This is a genomic window from Nocardia barduliensis (genome assembly GCF_013315795.1).
Lineage (GTDB): Bacteria > Actinomycetota > Actinomycetes > Mycobacteriales > Mycobacteriaceae > Nocardia > Nocardia barduliensis.
In genome coordinates this window covers 63,842-79,192 of the sequence record NZ_JABLTE010000033.1, presented here as the reverse complement: position 1 = coordinate 79,192, position 15,351 = coordinate 63,842, and the positions used below count along the sequence as shown (strand labels likewise).

The 15,351-nt window shown below is 68.2% G+C and carries 15 protein-coding genes; 9 read left to right on the top strand and 6 right to left on the bottom strand.

Annotation, left to right across the window (positions count from 1 at the left end):
• A partial coding sequence (locus tag HOV91_RS16510) for an ABC transporter substrate-binding protein (RefSeq protein WP_438822671.1) occupies window positions 1–1,129 on the bottom strand: 1,129 nt, incomplete at its 3' end.
• A gap of 243 nt (window positions 1,130–1,372) precedes the next feature.
• Between HOV91_RS16510 and HOV91_RS16505 the strand changes: the two genes are divergently transcribed.
• Window positions 1,373–1,783 (top strand): hypothetical protein, encoded by a 411-nt coding sequence (locus HOV91_RS16505; RefSeq protein WP_174186275.1) that lies wholly within the window; start codon window positions 1,373–1,375, stop codon window positions 1,781–1,783.
• 237 nt (window positions 1,784–2,020) lie between these two features.
• Here HOV91_RS16505 and typA read toward each other — a convergent pair whose 3' ends face one another.
• Window positions 2,021–3,919 (bottom strand): translational GTPase TypA, encoded by a 1,899-nt coding sequence (gene typA, locus HOV91_RS16500; protein WP_174186274.1) that lies wholly within the window; start codon window positions 3,917–3,919, stop codon window positions 2,021–2,023.
• A gap of 229 nt (window positions 3,920–4,148) precedes the next feature.
• On the opposite strand from typA, the gene HOV91_RS16495 reads away from it, so the two are divergent.
• Both HOV91_RS16495 and HOV91_RS16490 read left to right on the top strand, forming a co-directional pair.
• Window positions 4,149–4,325: a hypothetical protein gene (locus HOV91_RS16495; RefSeq protein WP_085994939.1), complete on the top strand. Its 177-nt coding sequence runs from the start codon at window positions 4,149–4,151 to the stop codon at window positions 4,323–4,325.
• 51 nt (window positions 4,326–4,376) lie between these two features.
• Complete coding sequence (locus tag HOV91_RS16490; RefSeq protein WP_174186273.1) at window positions 4,377–4,664, top strand: 4a-hydroxytetrahydrobiopterin dehydratase; 288 nt, start codon at window positions 4,377–4,379, stop codon at window positions 4,662–4,664.
• 440 nt (window positions 4,665–5,104) lie between these two features.
• Here HOV91_RS16490 and HOV91_RS16485 read toward each other — a convergent pair whose 3' ends face one another.
• Window positions 5,105–6,304, bottom strand: a complete 1,200-nt coding sequence (locus HOV91_RS16485; protein ID WP_246350216.1) for a mannosyltransferase — start codon at window positions 6,302–6,304, stop codon at window positions 5,105–5,107.
• A gap of 351 nt (window positions 6,305–6,655) precedes the next feature.
• Here HOV91_RS16485 and HOV91_RS16480 point away from each other — a divergent pair, with 351 nt between their 5' ends.
• Together HOV91_RS16480 and HOV91_RS16475 are read left to right on the top strand one after the other, a co-directional pair.
• Window positions 6,656–7,456 carry an Rv1157c family protein gene (locus tag HOV91_RS16480; RefSeq protein WP_174186271.1) on the top strand — a complete coding sequence of 267 codons (801 nt, stop codon included), beginning with the start codon at window positions 6,656–6,658 and terminating at the stop codon, window positions 7,454–7,456.
• A gap of 121 nt (window positions 7,457–7,577) precedes the next feature.
• The gene (locus tag HOV91_RS16475; protein ID WP_174186270.1) at window positions 7,578–7,955 is read left to right on the top strand and encodes a hypothetical protein; all 378 of its coding nucleotides are present in this window, start codon (window positions 7,578–7,580) and stop codon (window positions 7,953–7,955) included.
• Window positions 7,956–8,551: 596 nt separating this feature from the next.
• On the opposite strand, the gene HOV91_RS16470 is transcribed toward HOV91_RS16475, so the two are convergent.
• From HOV91_RS16470 to HOV91_RS16460, 3 genes are all read right to left on the bottom strand, one after another.
• Window positions 8,552–9,265, bottom strand: coding sequence for a DUF1906 domain-containing protein (locus HOV91_RS16470; RefSeq protein WP_174186269.1), 714 nt, complete (start codon window positions 9,263–9,265; stop codon window positions 8,552–8,554).
• A 174-nt stretch (window positions 9,266–9,439) separates the two neighbouring features.
• On the bottom strand, window positions 9,440–10,567 hold the full coding sequence (locus HOV91_RS16465) for a hypothetical protein (protein WP_174186268.1): 1,128 nt from the start codon (window positions 10,565–10,567) through the stop codon (window positions 9,440–9,442).
• Between the two features lie 229 nt (window positions 10,568–10,796).
• Window positions 10,797–11,402: a CHAP domain-containing protein gene (locus HOV91_RS16460; RefSeq protein ID WP_174186267.1), complete on the bottom strand. Its 606-nt coding sequence runs from the start codon at window positions 11,400–11,402 to the stop codon at window positions 10,797–10,799.
• Window positions 11,403–11,595: 193 nt separating this feature from the next.
• Between HOV91_RS16460 and HOV91_RS16455 the strand changes: the two genes are divergently transcribed.
• Genes HOV91_RS16455 through HOV91_RS16440 form a run of 4 tightly spaced genes read left to right on the top strand, consistent with a single transcriptional unit; the run spans window position 11,596 to window position 15,167 of the window.
• Window positions 11,596–12,246, top strand: coding sequence for an ABC transporter permease (locus HOV91_RS16455; RefSeq protein WP_174186285.1), 651 nt, complete (start codon window positions 11,596–11,598; stop codon window positions 12,244–12,246).
• Window positions 12,239–13,438, top strand: a complete 1,200-nt coding sequence (locus HOV91_RS16450) for an ABC transporter ATP-binding protein (protein WP_174186266.1) — start codon at window positions 12,239–12,241, stop codon at window positions 13,436–13,438. Before HOV91_RS16455 ends, HOV91_RS16450 begins: the two co-directional genes overlap by 8 nt.
• Window positions 13,435–14,196 carry an ABC transporter permease gene (locus HOV91_RS16445; RefSeq protein ID WP_174186265.1) on the top strand — a complete coding sequence of 254 codons (762 nt, stop codon included), beginning with the start codon at window positions 13,435–13,437 and terminating at the stop codon, window positions 14,194–14,196. Before HOV91_RS16450 ends, HOV91_RS16445 begins: the two co-directional genes overlap by 4 nt.
• Entirely contained in the window at window positions 14,193–15,167 is a 975-nt protein-coding gene (locus HOV91_RS16440) for a glycine betaine ABC transporter substrate-binding protein (RefSeq protein ID WP_174186264.1), read from the top strand. Before HOV91_RS16445 ends, HOV91_RS16440 begins: the two co-directional genes overlap by 4 nt.
• The last annotated feature ends 184 nt before the right edge of the window (window positions 15,168–15,351 follow it).

Genomic DNA, 15,351 nt, shown 5'->3' with positions numbered 1-15,351 from the left:
CGGGCGGGGGCTCGGGCGCACGCCCGTACCCCGCGGCGGCGAGCAGCGCGAACGCTTCTTCGGCGGACGGCCGCGGCGGGGCGGTCGGGGCGTAGCCGGGGTCGGACGGCGCCAGCACCTGTGCGCGAGCCGGTTCCACCCAGTTGCCGGTCTGCGCACCCACCGTCGCCAGCAGGGCCGGATCGAGCAGCGCCAGCACACCCGAGCGCACCCGCGGATCGCTCAGTTCGCCTTTGCGCCCGTTCAGCGACAGTTGCAGCACCCGCGACTGCGGCATGATCGCGGTTCGCACCGAGGGAATCGCCCCGAGCTGCGCCTGCGTCGCCACACCGCCGTGGACCAGCGCCATCTGCACGTCACCGGTGCGCAGCGAACCCGCCAGCTGCGCGGGCGTGCCGCCGCGGCGGAGCAGGATCTGGCCCGGCATCGCCGGTGTGCCCCAGAAACGGTCGTTGCGTTCCAGCAGCATCTCGTCGCGGCCCGGGTCCGCCGAACGGATCCCGAACGGCCCCCCGGACACCCGGACACCGTTGACCTGACCGTTCATTCCCCGGGCGAACCCGCCGGGGGCGTCCTTGAGCAGATGGGACGGCAGCAGATCGCTGAACAACTCCGGCCATCCGGGATACGGCTGCGACATCACGACGGTGACGGTCTTGCCACCGGCCGACGAGTTCACGTCCGAGATCAACCGGTATCCGGCCGGGTCCACCACGCCCGGTTCGGAGATCATCTCCTGCCACAGGTAGCGGAAGTCCTCGGCCGCGATCGGCGCCCCGTCCGACCAGGACGCTTCGTTGCGCAGCTTGTAGGTGATCGTAAATGGTTCCTGCGCGGTCACCTCGGCGGAGATCAGCAACGACGAATCCGGCACCCAGGTGGTCGCTCCGGGCCGCGCCGGATCGAGCACCGGCCGGAACGGGCTGGGCAGCACCAGAGAGGCGATCGCCGAGGTGGCCGGGGACTGGTCCGAGCGCAGATGCGGATTGAACGCGGTGCCGATGGTGTCCAAGGCGACCACGACGGTCGTCTCCGCGGGCTTGACCGGTGTGGTCTTCGGACTGTCGGTGCTCTCGATGGGCGGCGGCGGGTTCGCCGCACAGCTGCTGATCAGGGTCAGCACTGCCACGGCCGGCAACAACGTGCGCCACGCTGCGCGTTTTCCTGCGCCCACTTTCACGCTCGGGAACTCTACCGTACGGCCGCGTTCGTTCGCAGATTACTGCTCGGGTCCGGGGAAACGCCGTGAGCGCGTGGATATCGATGCCGGAGAAACGGCAACTCGATGCCGGTCGGTGCGGTTGTCGCGGCCGTACCGGATCGAGGCTCGGCAAATATTCGGCTTACCCACCGCGGCCGCAATACTCTGCCGGTGACCGTTCCACAGAAGGCCGGAGGACGCGCGGCGACAGCTTCTGCGGAACTCGCGAAGTCGTCGCTCCACGCCGAAAGTGAACAATTGCTTCGACCCATTGAACGGCCGGGAAACTCGCTACTGCCGGGCGGTATCGGGCAACACCGGCGAGATCCATCCGGCACGATACTCGCACGTCAAGCTGATTTCGATCCGGTGTGTGCGCATCGCACGAAAGCTCACCTCGGCCACATTCACGGAGAGAACAACGCCGCAGAACACTACCTGTCGACAATTTTTCATCGACCTATGAGAAAACACCCAGGCGACAGTCATCCGCTGATAGACGACACTTCCCACACCAATCCCGGAAAGCAATTCGCAACACTTATGCTTGATTACGATATCCGCATGTCACGAGGAGGATAAGTACTGAAATTACTCCAGCACATACGACCAGCTATCACAAAGGAACTTACCCAGAGCGCCCAGCTCCGAGCAATTCCTGATTACTGCCGTACTGGACACAGGGAGTTTTTCGATCTGCGGAATGAATAGCAAACACCGAACAGCCCGCGCCGAGTATGGCGATCACGCAGCAGTGCACCACCGGCACGGAATCCGGCGCCGCCGCGGCGACACCGGATTCCGTTCAGGCGTAGATGATTACAGGGCCGCGCGGTCGCGCGCCTTGCGCCGCGACAGTTCCCGCGCGCGCTCGTTCTGCCCGAGGATCACCTTGCGCACCCGGACAACTTCCGGGGTGACCTCCACGCACTCGTCCGCGGCGCAGAACTCCATGGCGCCTTCCAGATCCAGTTGCAGCGGCTTGGCCAGGGTCTCGATCACGTCGGCGGTCGAGCTGCGCATATTGGTCAGCTTCTTCTCCCGCGTGACGTTGATGTCGAGATCCTCCGCGCGCGGGTTGACGCCGACCACATGCCCCTCGTAGGTGTCCGCGCCGGGCTCGACGAAGAACTGCCCGCGGTCGGCGAGCTGGATCATCGCGAACGGTGTCACGGTGCCCGCCCGGTCCGAGACCAGCGAACCGGTGTGCCTGGCCCGGATCTCGCCCGCCCACGGCGCGTAGCCGTGCGACACGGCGTTGGCGATGCCGGTGCCGCGGGTCTCGGTGAGGAAGTCGGTGCGGAAGCCGATCAGACCACGCGAGGGAACGATGAACTCCATGCGCACCCAGCCCGCGGCGTGGTTGCTCATCTGCACCATCTTGCCCTTGCGCGCGGCGAGCAACTGGGTGATCGCGCCGAGGTACTCGTCGGGGCAGTCGATGGTCAGCTCTTCGTACGGCTCGTGCACCTTGCCGTCGACCTGCTTGGTGACCACCTGCGGCTTGCCCACGGTCAGCTCGAAGCCCTCCCTGCGCATGGTCTCCACCAGGATGGCCAGCGCCAGCTCACCGCGGCCCTGCACCTCCCAGGCGTCCGGGCGGCCGATGTCGAGCACGCGCAGCGACACGTTGCCGACCAACTCCTGGTCCAGGCGCGCCTTCACCATGCGTGCGGTCAGCTTGTGGCCCTGCACCCGGCCCACCAGCGGCGAGGTGTTGGTGCCGATGGTGACCGAGATGGCCGGCTCGTCGACGGTGATGCGCGGCAGAGCGACCGGGTCGTCGATGTCGGCGAGGGTGTCGCCGATCATGATGTCCGGAATGCCCGCGATGGCGACGATGTCGCCCGCGACGGCGAGTTCACCGGGCTGGCGCTCCACGCCGATCGTCTGCAGCAGTTCGGTGATCTTCACCTGCTTGACGCCGTCGGCGTGCATCCACGCCACGTTCTGCCCCTTGCGCAGTTCGCCGTTGTGGATGCGGACCAGCGCGAGACGGCCGAGGAACGCCGAGGCGTCCAGGTTGGTGACGTGCGCCTGCAGCGGCGCGGTCGGATCGCCCTTCGGCGCGGGGATGTGTTCGAGCAGCACGTCGAACAGCGCGTCGAGATTCTCGGCGGCGGGCGCGTTGCCGTTCTCCGGACGCTCCTTGGACGCCTTGCCCTCTCGGCCGGAGGCGTACAGCACCGGAAGGTCGAGCGCGAGTTCGGCGGCCTCGGCGGCGGCGTCGTCCAGATCGGAGGCCAGGTCGAGCAGCAGGTCGTGACTTTCCTCGACGACCTCCTCGATGCGGGCGTCGGGGCGGTCGGTCTTGTTCACCACCAGGATCACCGGCAGCGACGCGGCCAGCGCCTTGCGCAGCACGAACCGGGTCTGCGGCAACGGCCCCTCGGACGCGTCGACCAGCAGCACGACACCGTCCACCATGGACAGGCCGCGCTCGACCTCACCGCCGAAGTCGGCGTGACCGGGGGTATCGATGACGTTGATGACGGTGACCGAGCCGTCCGGATGGTGCCGGTGCACCGCGGTGTTCTTGGCGAGAATGGTGATGCCCTTCTCGCGTTCCAGATCCCCGGAGTCCATCACGCGATCGACGGGCTCGGCCCGCTCGGCGAAGGCGCCCGACTGGCGCAGCATGGCGTCGACCAGGGTCGTCTTGCCGTGGTCGACGTGGGCCACGATGGCGACGTTGCGGAAATCGCGTGCAGACGACACGCCTGAATCCTCCTGCTGTTCGGTGTGGGGCGCCGACGGTGCTCGGTGCCGGCATGAGTGGACCCTACGTGGTTACGCAGGCTGCCGCCTCCGGGTCCGGACACTCACGCCGGGCTCCTGCAAACGGGTGGAGAATCGAAACTCACCGGGCATCGCGGCCAGGTACACCCTACCGGCAGTCCGTTTCGCCCCGCGTTTCAGGCTTTGTAGTTAGGGTAAGCTAACCCCCGTGGGCAAGGTCAAAGCAAAGAAGGTTTCGAGCCTGAAACCGAAGAAGAAGTGCTGTCGGAAGAAGACGCGCTGCTTGAAGTGCCCCGTGGTCATCATGCGGATGAAGAAGTGCGAAGCGGCCGGAGTCACCGGCAAGGACCTGAAGAAGGCACTCAAGCAGGCGCGCGCAGCCTGACCCCCGCCACCCCTTTTCCGGGGCGGCCCGAGGCGTTCAGTAAGGAGCGTTATGGCCCAGCAGACACTGCTTTCCGATACCGAGATCGCCGAGGCCCTCACCGAACTGCCGGACTGGACCAGATCAGGGGACAACCTGGTCCGCACCGTCCAAGCGCCCACCTTTCCCGCGGGCATCGACCTCGTGCGCCGGGTCGCCGAGGTCGCCGAGCAGGCCGACCACCACCCGGACATCGACATTCGCTGGCGGAAGGTCACCTTCAGTCTGTCCACCCATTCCGCGGGCGGGCTCACCGCGCTCGATGTCGCCCTGGCGCACGAGATAGATCGGCTCTGTTGAATTTGCCGCGACTTCGTCGCGGCGTGTTCGCGGCCCCCTGGTGGCTCGCGTCCGAGCGACCGCCGCTGGCGACTTCGTCGCGGACGCGGCGGCCACTCGGACGCGAGCCGGGCCGCGAACGGCGCATGCTCGGTCTCGCTTCGCTCGAAACCTGGAGTCGGGGTGCGCCGGGCGCGTGGGTAGTCGAGCGCACGACATAGTGCACGCGGCTTGGAGTGGTTGATCGGTAGGTCGACCGGTGATCGTGGTGAACGGGCGACCACTCGGATAGGAGCCGGGCACCGCGAACAGCACATGCTCGCTCTCGCTCCGCTCGAAACCGGTGGTCGGGCCACCGTCCTTGAGGGCGACGGGTAGTGGGATTTCTCCGCCGTTGTCGCGCCGAGGCCGAGACTAGAACCGCCCTGGAGATCTAGTTCGAGCCCGAGCGGGCGGTGGCATTATGCGGCGCGCGCGGGCCCTTCGGTCGGTACGCGCGTTTGCTCATCGGGGCCCAAGCGGGCACGCCGGGGTCCGAAGCGGATCACCCAGAGGTAGAAGACCACGACGCCGAGTACGTCGACGGTGCCGAGCCAGGCCAGCACGCCCGGGCGGGAGATGGTCCAGATCGAATCCTGGAAGAACGACAGCACCCACGGCACGCCGACGAGCATGGTCACCAGCCAGTACCCGGCCATGATCCGCGCGCCGGACGCCCGGCGCAGCGGCCCGTAGACCAGCCAGAGCACCGTCGGCAGCAGCCAGACCCAGTGATGCGACCACGAGATGGGCGAGACCATCAGCCCGAACAGCTGCACGACGATCAGCGTGCCGAGCCGGTCGTCGGGGCCGAGCGCGCGCCAAGCGAGGAAGGCCAGCGCGGCGACCACGACCACGGCCGCGAGCCACCACGGGCCGGATTCCACGTCGTAGCCGAGGATGCGGCTCAGCGTGCCGCGCAACGACTGGTTCCACACCGAGCCCACCGGGCCGATCCGATCGGCGTCCCCGAGCAGCGTGCCGAAGTATCGGCGCGCCTCCACCGGCGCGATCAGGAAACTCACGCCGACCGTCGCGCCGAAGACCACCGCCGACCACGCCACGGTCGCCCAGCGCCCGCGCGCCGCGAAATACAGGCCGGTGATGGCGGGGGTGAGCTTGATACCCGCGACGATCCCGACCAACCCGCCGGAGATCCACCACCGCGAACTGCGCACCGCGAGCATCGCGCCGAGCACCAGGAACACGTTGACCTGGCCGTAATCCATCGTGGTTCGCACCGGCTCCAGCCATAACCCCAGCGCGGTCCAGCCGACGGTCGCGGCCCGCCACTGCGGCGTGCGCAGCCGCTGCGCTCCGAAGATCAGCTCGAGACTGATGTGCACCACCGCGTACAGCGCCGCGGCGATGGCCAGCAACCAGGCCACCGCGACCACGGTGAACGGCAGATAGTGCAGCGGGAAGAAGACCAGCGCCGCGAACGGCGGATAGGTGAAGGGCAACGGGAAGTCCGGCGTCTTCTCCGCATAGGTGAAGTCGTAGAGGTGATCGGTCAGCAGGGCGGCCGACCCGCCGACATAGACGTGCAGGTCGACCAGGTTCATCCCGTTCGGGGACAACAGCATCCAGAGCAGCCGGGCCAGCACGGACAGGCCGAGCATCGACACAGCCCATCGGAGGTGACGATTCAAATCGCTGGCTTTCGGCTCGGGTGCGGTGCGGCGGTTCGGCACGCCCGGACTTGGTTGTTCTGGCGACAGCGCGGACGGCACCGATTAGATTAACCGCAGCGCGAATCCGGTCGGTTCACCCCTGGAACCATCGGTAACATTTGCATCAACTTTCACACCAGTAACACAAGGGCGCGGTATGTTCTGCTAACACTGATCGTCCCACGGCGCCTTTCGGACGCCGCGGCTGTACACGTAGCCGCAATGTCCCTAGAGTGACCCCGAAACGATGGCTTTTAGCAATCGAACCCAGATGTACCCGAGGTAAGGACGGCCAGACCAGTGCTTCGCACCCGAGGATCGCGGATCGCATTGTCCGCACTCGCCATCGCGGCGAGTGCCACGCTCGCCGCGCCGACGACAGCAATCGCGGCCCCCGCGACCGCCCCCGCGGCGGCAACGAACAGCGTTCCCATGGTCCCCGAGGGTGTTCCGGTGGACGCGCTGGCCGCGCTCGCTCCAGCCATCGTCGGCGCCATCGCCGGCCCGGCGGATATCGCGAGCCCGGCCGGTATCGCGGGCCCGCAATCGGCCATCCTGGATCAGGCGCGCGCGCTGCTGGCCACCTTGAACCTGCCGCCGCAGATCAAGTCCACGCTGGAGCGGATCATCACCTTCCTGGACGGCAGCGGCGGCGGCGGCCCCGAAGTGCCGCAGGACGGCCCGGTGATCGCGCAGTTCCTGTACCCCACCATCGGCAAGGGCTGCATCGGCCCGACCTCCGACTCCGTCGGCACCGCGCTGGCCGTCCCCGGCCCGGCCACGCTGCCGCCGCCCGGCCCGCAGGCGGGTCAGACCGGCTTCGTCTTCACCGCCCTCGGCACCAAGTCGCCGACGCCGGTGCAGAACCCGCCCATGACGGTGCAGTGGCTCAACCTGGACACCCGCCAGTCCGGCGTCCAGCCGCTGACCGACGAGGCCAAGATCAACCCCGACGGCCCCGCCACGCTGTCCGCGATCGCCAACACGGGCTTCGGCCGCGTCGTCGCGGTCGTCTCCGGCTCGCTGACCACCAAGTCCGGTGACGACGCGCCGCGGACCTGCTCGTTCCTGCCGACACTCGGATTCTTCACCGTAGGCTGAGCTTTCCGGTCGAGGGCGGCGATTCCACTGGAATCGCCGCCCTCGTCGTTCGCCACGAAGACCTCGAACAGATCCGCCGCCCCGCCACACGAGCGGTCCGGACTGTGGTAGACCGCTAACTATGGCGACCACCGATTGCTCGAAATCCACGGACTGTTCGACACGGCCCGGTCATTCGATCCGGAGCAGGCGCTCACACCGATCCATCCTGTCGATCCGCTCGGAAGGCTCGATCCTGTCGATCGGGTCGGCCTACTCCATCCTGTCCATCGGCAGCGTCGGCTCGGTGCTGTCCATCGGGTCGGTGGGATCGTTCGGATCGGGAATCTCGTCGTTCTCCTTCGCCAGCCTCGGCTCCGCGTTCTCCGGCCTGTCCCGGTGGTCGCTGTTCGCCTGGCTCGGCGACCACGAAGCGCCCGACAGCCGTCCGTCGTTGCGGGTGGTCCCGGACGACGAGCCCGATTTGCGCGTCGCACCGATGAGCCACTGCCAGACGTGATTTTGGCCGCGCCTTCGGCGCGGCGTGTTCGCGGCCCCCTTGTGGCTCGCGTCCGAGCGGCCGCCGCTGGCGACTGCGTCGCGGACGCGGCGGCCGCTCGGACGCGAGCCGGGCCGCGAACCGCGCATGCTCGGTCTCGCTTCGCTCGAAAGACGTGGTTGAGGTGCGCTGGGCACGTGGGATGCGTGCCGCGATATTCGCTGACTGGCGGCCCGGACGCCTAAGGCGGCGGTTGGGGTGCGCTGGGCGCGTGGGATGCGTGCCGCGATACTCACTGAGGGCAGCCGGACGTGCACAGCGATCGAGATTCACGCCGCTGGACCGATGACCTGACAACTCCGGTGGGTCAGGGCGAAGCTCTGTCGGGTCTCGCCTCGAGGACACCGAATGTCGGTGGAACCGTCATGTGCGTCGCAACTTCCGAGACTTGGAGGTGGGCGGAGCGACTGCGAATTCCGCTGCCGGTGCCGGGCTGGTCGCGGCAGCGGACCTGAATTCTGCTTGTAGCTGCTGCGCTATCGGCCTGGTTTCGGCAGCCACTGGCGTGTGGGGGACGTCAAGGATGCTGCACGGCAGTCGGCAGACGGATTCCGTTTTCACCACTGCCCGTATTCGGGCGTGAGCACGTTGTTCACATCGATGCCCACCCCGTCGAGGGTGCGTTTGTCGATCTCGAACTGGTGCAGATGGGCGGTGGGGTGCACGAAGCCCTTCGGGGTGCCCCAATTGTGCTGCCAGTACCAGGCGGCCAATCCCGCGGTTCGCGCCAGCTCGATGGTCGGGGTGTTGGCGTAGACGCCGGTGTTCTCCTTGCCGAGCACGGACAGCCACCCGAGCAGGTACGGCGCGATCATGGTGGCGAAGTCGACCGGGGAGGGGTTGTCGTCGATGGACGCGTAGATGGGCACGTTGTCGGGACCGCCTGCGGCGCGGTGCAGCGCGAGTCCGCGCTCGGCGTGCCGCTTGCCCGCCTCCAGCCCGCCGCGCCAGTCCGCGGTCGGTCCCTTGCCGAACTGGTAGCACGAAACGATCTGCAGACCCTCCGCTTTGAGGTCTTCCACCTCGGCGGAGCGCAGCGGTTTGCCCGCCATCCACTCGGCGCCGGGGCGGCGATCGGATACATAGCGGATCACGCCGAGATGTCCCGCGTCGCGAATCGCCGTGGCCGAGGGAACACCGCCCGCGTAATCGATCAGGGTGCCGAGCGAGGGCCGGGCAGAGGCCGGAGCCGCCGCCGCGGTCACGCCGACCACGGCCGCGGCGGCCGCGTAGGCGAACAGATCACGCCGGGATACCGAGCTGGAACGCATCGTGGACTCCTTCGCGCGACCCGACCTGGATGGCAGCGTGCCCGGCGCACCTTCCCCATACCCGTGCGCCGGGAGCCTCGAACGTGAACTCATTTCACCACATTCACATTGGAACCGCTAGACCCAGGAGAAACACGTTTCACATTCGCCACAGAAGCAAACGTGGTCCACAGCTCACGCGACGCCGTCGATGCGCGCGGCGACGTCGATGGTGCGCATCGCCGGGTCGGCCAGTTCTTTGCGGATCACCGCCGCCACCTGCGCCACGACCTGCTTCTTGATCCCGGCGAGCGCGCCGAGAGCGGCGGCCCGCGCGCCGTGCGCGGTGAACTCCATCCGGATGCCGGCCGGGTCCGGCGGCGGCACATCGATCACCACGCGCAGCGGATCTGCGGCCCGGGCGGTGAGCACCAGCGGCACCTCGACGTCGGCGCGATAGCGATTGGCTTTCAGCACGTCCACCGTGATATCCAGGCTCACCGGCAACGTCAGGTCGAATGCGACCGGGTCGGCCGACCGGTCCGCCAGGCGCGGTATGCGGACCGCACCGCGAACGGTCACCACGGCGCCGGCACGCGGGCCCGTCCGCAGCGGCCCGACCTCGATCGGCCGTCCCGCCAACCGCTCCACGACGTCGTACACCCGCTCGCGCGTCACGATGCGGGAGAAGAATCGATGCCCGAACTCGCCGTAGTCGATCCAGTCGAACGCGGTCTTGTCACGGTGCGCCGAGCGCTTTCCCGCGACCATGGCCTCCACGTCGAACACCAGGCCGCGGCGGGTGTGCGGATCCGCCAGCATGGCGTTGACCCGGGAGGCGACCTCCCGCTGCACGACACCGGCGATCGGGTCGAGCAGCCATTCCCACGCCGAGTCCACCGCTTGGGCGCGCAGGACGAAGCTGATGTCGCGCTGGGTGATCGGCGGGATGTCGATGACGATGAGCACGGGTTCGGCGGTGCGGGCATGCAGCGTGAGATCGATTTCGACTCTGGCTTCCAGTCGCAGCTTCCGGCCGCCGAGCAGGACCTTCAGCGCGAGCGACACCGGAACGGTGACCGCGAAGGACACGCGCGGACCACTGTGCAGGACGCGCGGAGCGCCGACCTTGCCCTCCGCGACGAAACCGGCGAGCCCGGCCGGGCCGATCGAGACCGGGCCGATGGTCATGCCACGGCCCGCCATGCCGGCGACGGCGGACTCGATCCGCGCGGCGTTCACGGCGTGCGTGACGAAACGCTCACCGAACTCGGCGTAGTCGATCCAGACAGGCGCACTACTCGCGTCGTCGATCGGATGCATCAGTAGTCCCGGAACCCTCACCTCTCGATGGACACCCGACACGGTACGCGACCGATCTTGTCCGGCCGTGGAACGCGCTGCTCAGTCCGGGATCCCCGTCCTGCCGATGAGGGGGAAGCAGGGCGGGGACCGGTGACGGCGCTGCCGGGCGCCGCCGTCTCCATCGTAGGACTATCCGGCGCGCCGTTTCACCCGCATATCCGACAGCCCGGGCGCACCGAGGCCGATCTCACAATCGCCCGAAACCGACCGCGCCGGGCAGGTCGGCCAGCGTGAACCGGTAGATGCGGACCTCGTCGAATTCGTTGCCGCCGATGGTGGTCACCTCGCCCGCGTCCGCCCGCAGGACGATGTTCGTGTGCTGACCATAGGGGCTGGACTCGTCGTACAGCAGCACGTCACCGGTGCGTGGGAGGTAGCCCGACCCGATCGGGGAGAACCGTCCGTTGCTCTCGTAATACTCCTGCAGCGTGTACACGCCGGGAATCCGCCACGAGCCCGAATGCGGATTGGAAAGCGGCACGCCCGCCTCCCGGAACACCCAGCTGACGAAGTCGGCGCACCATGGTTCGTCGACGCCCTCGGCGTACTTCGTGCCCGCTCCAGGAGCGTTGAACTCGCGCTCGGCGACCGCCACGATCCGGGTCTGCGCCGGATCGAGCGCCGAGCGATCGAGGGCGGGGAACTCGGTGAGCCGCTCTTCGCCCACCGCCAGACCGTCCTGGCGGTCCTGCCACGAATAGACCCCGGCCACCGCGGCGGCAGCCACACCTAGCGCGACCAAGACCAGCGCGATCCAGCGTCCCGACCGCGTTCCCGATTGCTGTCCCGTCATCCCCCGGTTCCTCCCTACCGAACTTTCGAATATGCGGGATGCAACGCACGAATCCGCCGAACAGTTCCGGTTCCCTTCCACGGCGGGTTTCGATCACCCGGCGACGGGGCAACCCCTACGAGCCGAAATCGTTTACGGCGCCGGGGCAATCACGCTAGTCTCCGGAGAGACCAGCCGATGGGGAGGTCCGGCCCTGGACACGCTGTGGACATTCGTCGTACACCGCAGGCACCAGTTGCTGGTCGACTCGTACCTGCACGTCTCGGCCGTGGTGCAGTCGGTGCTGCTGGCCACGGTGGTCTCGGTGCTGATCGGGATCCTGGTCTACCGCAGCCCGTTCGGCTCCGCGATCGCCGCCGCCTTGGCCGGCGCGGTGCTCACCGTTCCGTCGTTCGCGCTGCTCGGCCTGCTGATCCCGATCCTCGGCCTCGGTGTCGCACCGACGATCACGGCGCTCGTGGTGTACGCCCTGCTGCCGATCATGCGCAACACCATCATCGGACTCGCCTCGGTGGACCCCGCCGTGACCGACGCGGCACGCGGGGTCGGGATGAACCGGCTGCGCGTCCTCGCCCGGATCGAGCTGCCGCTGGCCTGGCCCGCCATCCTGGCCGGAATGCGGGTGAGCACCCAGCTGATCATGGGGATCCTCGCGCTCGCCGCCTACGCCAAAGGTCCCGGGCTCGGCAACCTGATCTTCTCCGGCCTCGCGCGCCTCGGCAGCCCGAACGCGGTGCCGCAGGCTCTGGTCGGCACGATCCTCGTCGTCGTGCTCGCCCTCGTGCTCGACGGGATCTACGTCCTGATCGGACGGCTCACCACCTCGAGGGGAATTCGTGACTGACACCGAAACCAGCGGCGGCGCGACCGCATCGGTCGTCTCCGGCGTCGAGATCGTGCTCGACGCGGTGACCAAACACTATCCGGGTCAGCGCGACCCGGCCGTTGACCGCGTCTCGCTGACCATCCCGGCCGGTGAGATCGTGGTCCTGGTCGGCCCCTCCGGCTGCGGCAAGACCACCACCATGCGGATGATCAACCGGCTGATCGAGCCCACCTCGGGGACCGTGACGATCGACGGGCGCGACGCGGCCACGATGCATCCCGACCGGTTGCGCCGCGGCATCGGCTACTCGATCCAGCAGGCGGGCCTGTTCCCGCACCTGACCGTCGCGAAGAACGTCGCGACCGTGCCCGGCCTGATCGGCTGGGACCGGCGGCGCATCGCGGCACGGGTCGAGGAGATGCTGGAACTGGTCGGCCTGGACCCGGACACCTTCCGCGACCGATATCCCCGTCAGCTCTCCGGCGGCCAGCAGCAGCGGGTCGGCGTGGCCAGGGCGCTGGCGGCCGACCCGCCCGTGCTGCTGATGGACGAGCCGTTCGGCGCGGTCGATCCGATCACCCGGGGACTGCTGCAGGACGAGTTGCTGCGCCTGCAAGGTGAACTCGGTAAGACGATCGTCTTCGTCACCCACGATTTCGGCGAGGCGGTCAAACTCGGCGACCGCATCGCCGTGCTCGGTGATCGATCCCGGATCCTGCAATACGACACACCGGCGGCGATCCTGGCCGACCCGGCCGACGAGACGGTCGCCGGTTTCGTCGGCGCGGACGCCTCGCTCAAGCAGCTCACGCTGACCCGCGTCCAGGACGTCGAACTCGGCGACTGCCCCACCGCGACCGAGCAGGACCCGGTCGAGCGGCTGCGCGCCGCGCTCGCCGACCGGGACCGGCCGTTGGCGCTGGTGCTGGACGCCCAGCGCCGCCCACGCCGGTGGGTTTCGGCCGAACAGCTGGCGCACGCCGAGTCGTTGCGCGGGATCGGTTCGCCGGTACCGGCAACGCTGTCGCTGAAATCGACCTTGCAGGACGCGCTCGAGGCACTGCTGACCCAGCAGAACGCGACCGCGGTGGTGACCGGGACGCGCGGCGAGTACGCCGGGCTGATCACCATCGACACGCTGATCGGCCACCTGTCGGCCCTGCGCGCCGAGCACGCCGCCGACCGCGCCGCGACGGACGGCACGCCATGACCACCGTCGCGTCACCCGCCGCTCAGCGCAGGGCCGAACGCATCCGGCTGGTCGCGCAGCCCGCGCTCGTGCTCACGCTCACGGCGGGCGTGCTGGTGTGGGCGTACGCCCGCGACCTCACCGGCACGCAGCAGGCCAGTCTGAACGCGCGCAACGTCGTGACCGTCACCTGGCAGCACGTGCTGATCACCGCGACCGTGGTGCTGATCGTCGTGGCGGTGGCCGTCCCGCTCGGCACCCTGCTCACCAGGCCGGGATTCCGCCGCCTGGCGCCGGTTTTCGTCGGCATCGCGAACATGGCCGCGGCCGCACCGGCCATCGGCCTGATCGTGCTGTTCTATCTCGCCACCCGCACCACCGGCTTCTGGATCGGTGTCGCGCCGATCGCGCTCTACTCGCTGCTTCCGGTGCTGCGCAACACCATCCTGGGCTACCAGCAGGTGGACCGGACGCTGATCGATGCGGGGCGCGGTCAGGGGATGTCGGCCGCGACGGTGCTGCGGCGCATCGAATTCCCGCTCGCCGTGCCCTACATCCTGGCCGGGCTGCGCACGTCGCTGGTGCTCGCGGTCGGCACCGCGACACTGTCGTTTCTGGTGAGCGCGGGCGGGCTCGGCATCCTGATCGACACCGGCTACAAGCTGCGCGACAACGTCACGCTGGTGGTCGGCGCGGTGCTCGCGGTGGCACTGGCACTGCTGGTGGACTGGCTCGGCGCGCTCGCCGAAGCATTCCTCGGTCCGAGGGGGCTGAAATGACCCGGGCCTGGCGCGCGTCCGCGCTCGCGCTCGGTGCGGCGCTGCTGGCCGCGTGCGGGCTGCAATCCGGCGGCTCGGTGCCGCTGCTGGTAGGTCCGGGCAGCATCCGGCCGGTGCCCGAACTCGAGGGTGTGCGCATCACGGTGGGCTCCAAGGATTTCACCGAGCAGAACATCCTCGGGTACCTCATCGAGTTCGCCCTCTCAGCGGCGGGCGCCGACGTGCGCGACCTGACCAACATCCAGGGCTCCAACAGCGTGCGCGACGCCCAGCTGCACGGACAGATAGACCTCGCCTACGACTACACCGGCACCGGCTGGATCAACTACCTCGGCAACGAGACGCCGGTGCCCGACGAAATCGGCCAGTTCGAGGCCGTGCGCGACGCCGACCTCGCCGAGCACGGCATGGTGTGGGCGGCGATGGCGCCGATGAACAACACCTACGCCCTGGTCATGAGCGCGCGCACCGCGCAGGAGACCGGCGTGCGGACGCTGTCGGACTACGCCGGACTGGTCGAAACCGACCCGGCCGCCGCGTCCATCTGCGTCGGCACCGAATTCAACGTCCGCCAAGACGGATTCCCGGGGCTGACCCGCAAATACGAGATCGACGCAGGCAAGGTGCGCAAGCAGATCGTCCAGGACGCCCTGGTCTACCAGGCGACCGCCGACGGCAGACAGTGCCGCTTCGGCTCCGTCGCCGCCACCGACGGACGCATCCCGGCGCTGAATCTCGTTCTACTACAGGATGATCGCGGGTTCTTTCCGAAGTACAACGCCGCGCTGGTGATGCGCAAGAGTTTCGCCGACGCGCATCCGCAAGTCGTCACCGTGCTGGCCCCGATCTCCCAGCGCCTCACCAACGAGGTCATCACCGAACTCAACCGGCAGGTCGACGTGGACGGTCGCGAACCCGCCGATGTCGCGCGGGACTGGATGGTCGCACAGGGTTTCGTCACCGCGCGCTGATCCGAAACCTCGTCCCGCGAGGTCTACACCTGCCGGACGAAGGATATCCGGCCGCTCAGCACATTCGACCCCCACACGTTGCCGAGTCGAGGACGACCCCGTCGCACAGCACAATCGACCGCCACACGTGCCGAGTCGAGGACGACCCCGTCGCACAGCACAATCGACCGCCACACGTGCCGAG

Coding starts and splice junctions, on each gene's coding strand:
- HOV91_RS16490 (WP_174186273.1), top strand. CDS start 4,377: ATGGCCCAGCAGACACTGCTTTCCGATACCGAGATCGCCGAGGCCCTC.
- HOV91_RS16485 (WP_246350216.1), bottom strand. CDS start 6,304: ATGCTCGGCCTGTCCGTGCTGGCCCGGCTGCTCTGGATGCTGTTGTCC.
- HOV91_RS16475 (WP_174186270.1), top strand. CDS start 7,578: ATGGCGACCACCGATTGCTCGAAATCCACGGACTGTTCGACACGGCCC.
- HOV91_RS16470 (WP_174186269.1), bottom strand. CDS start 9,265: ATGCGTTCCAGCTCGGTATCCCGGCGTGATCTGTTCGCCTACGCGGCC.
- HOV91_RS16465 (WP_174186268.1), bottom strand. CDS start 10,567: ATGCATCCGATCGACGACGCGAGTAGTGCGCCTGTCTGGATCGACTAC.
- HOV91_RS16460 (WP_174186267.1), bottom strand. CDS start 11,402: ATGACGGGACAGCAATCGGGAACGCGGTCGGGACGCTGGATCGCGCTG.
- HOV91_RS16445 (WP_174186265.1), top strand. CDS start 13,435: ATGACCACCGTCGCGTCACCCGCCGCTCAGCGCAGGGCCGAACGCATC.
- HOV91_RS16440 (WP_174186264.1), top strand. CDS start 14,193: ATGACCCGGGCCTGGCGCGCGTCCGCGCTCGCGCTCGGTGCGGCGCTG.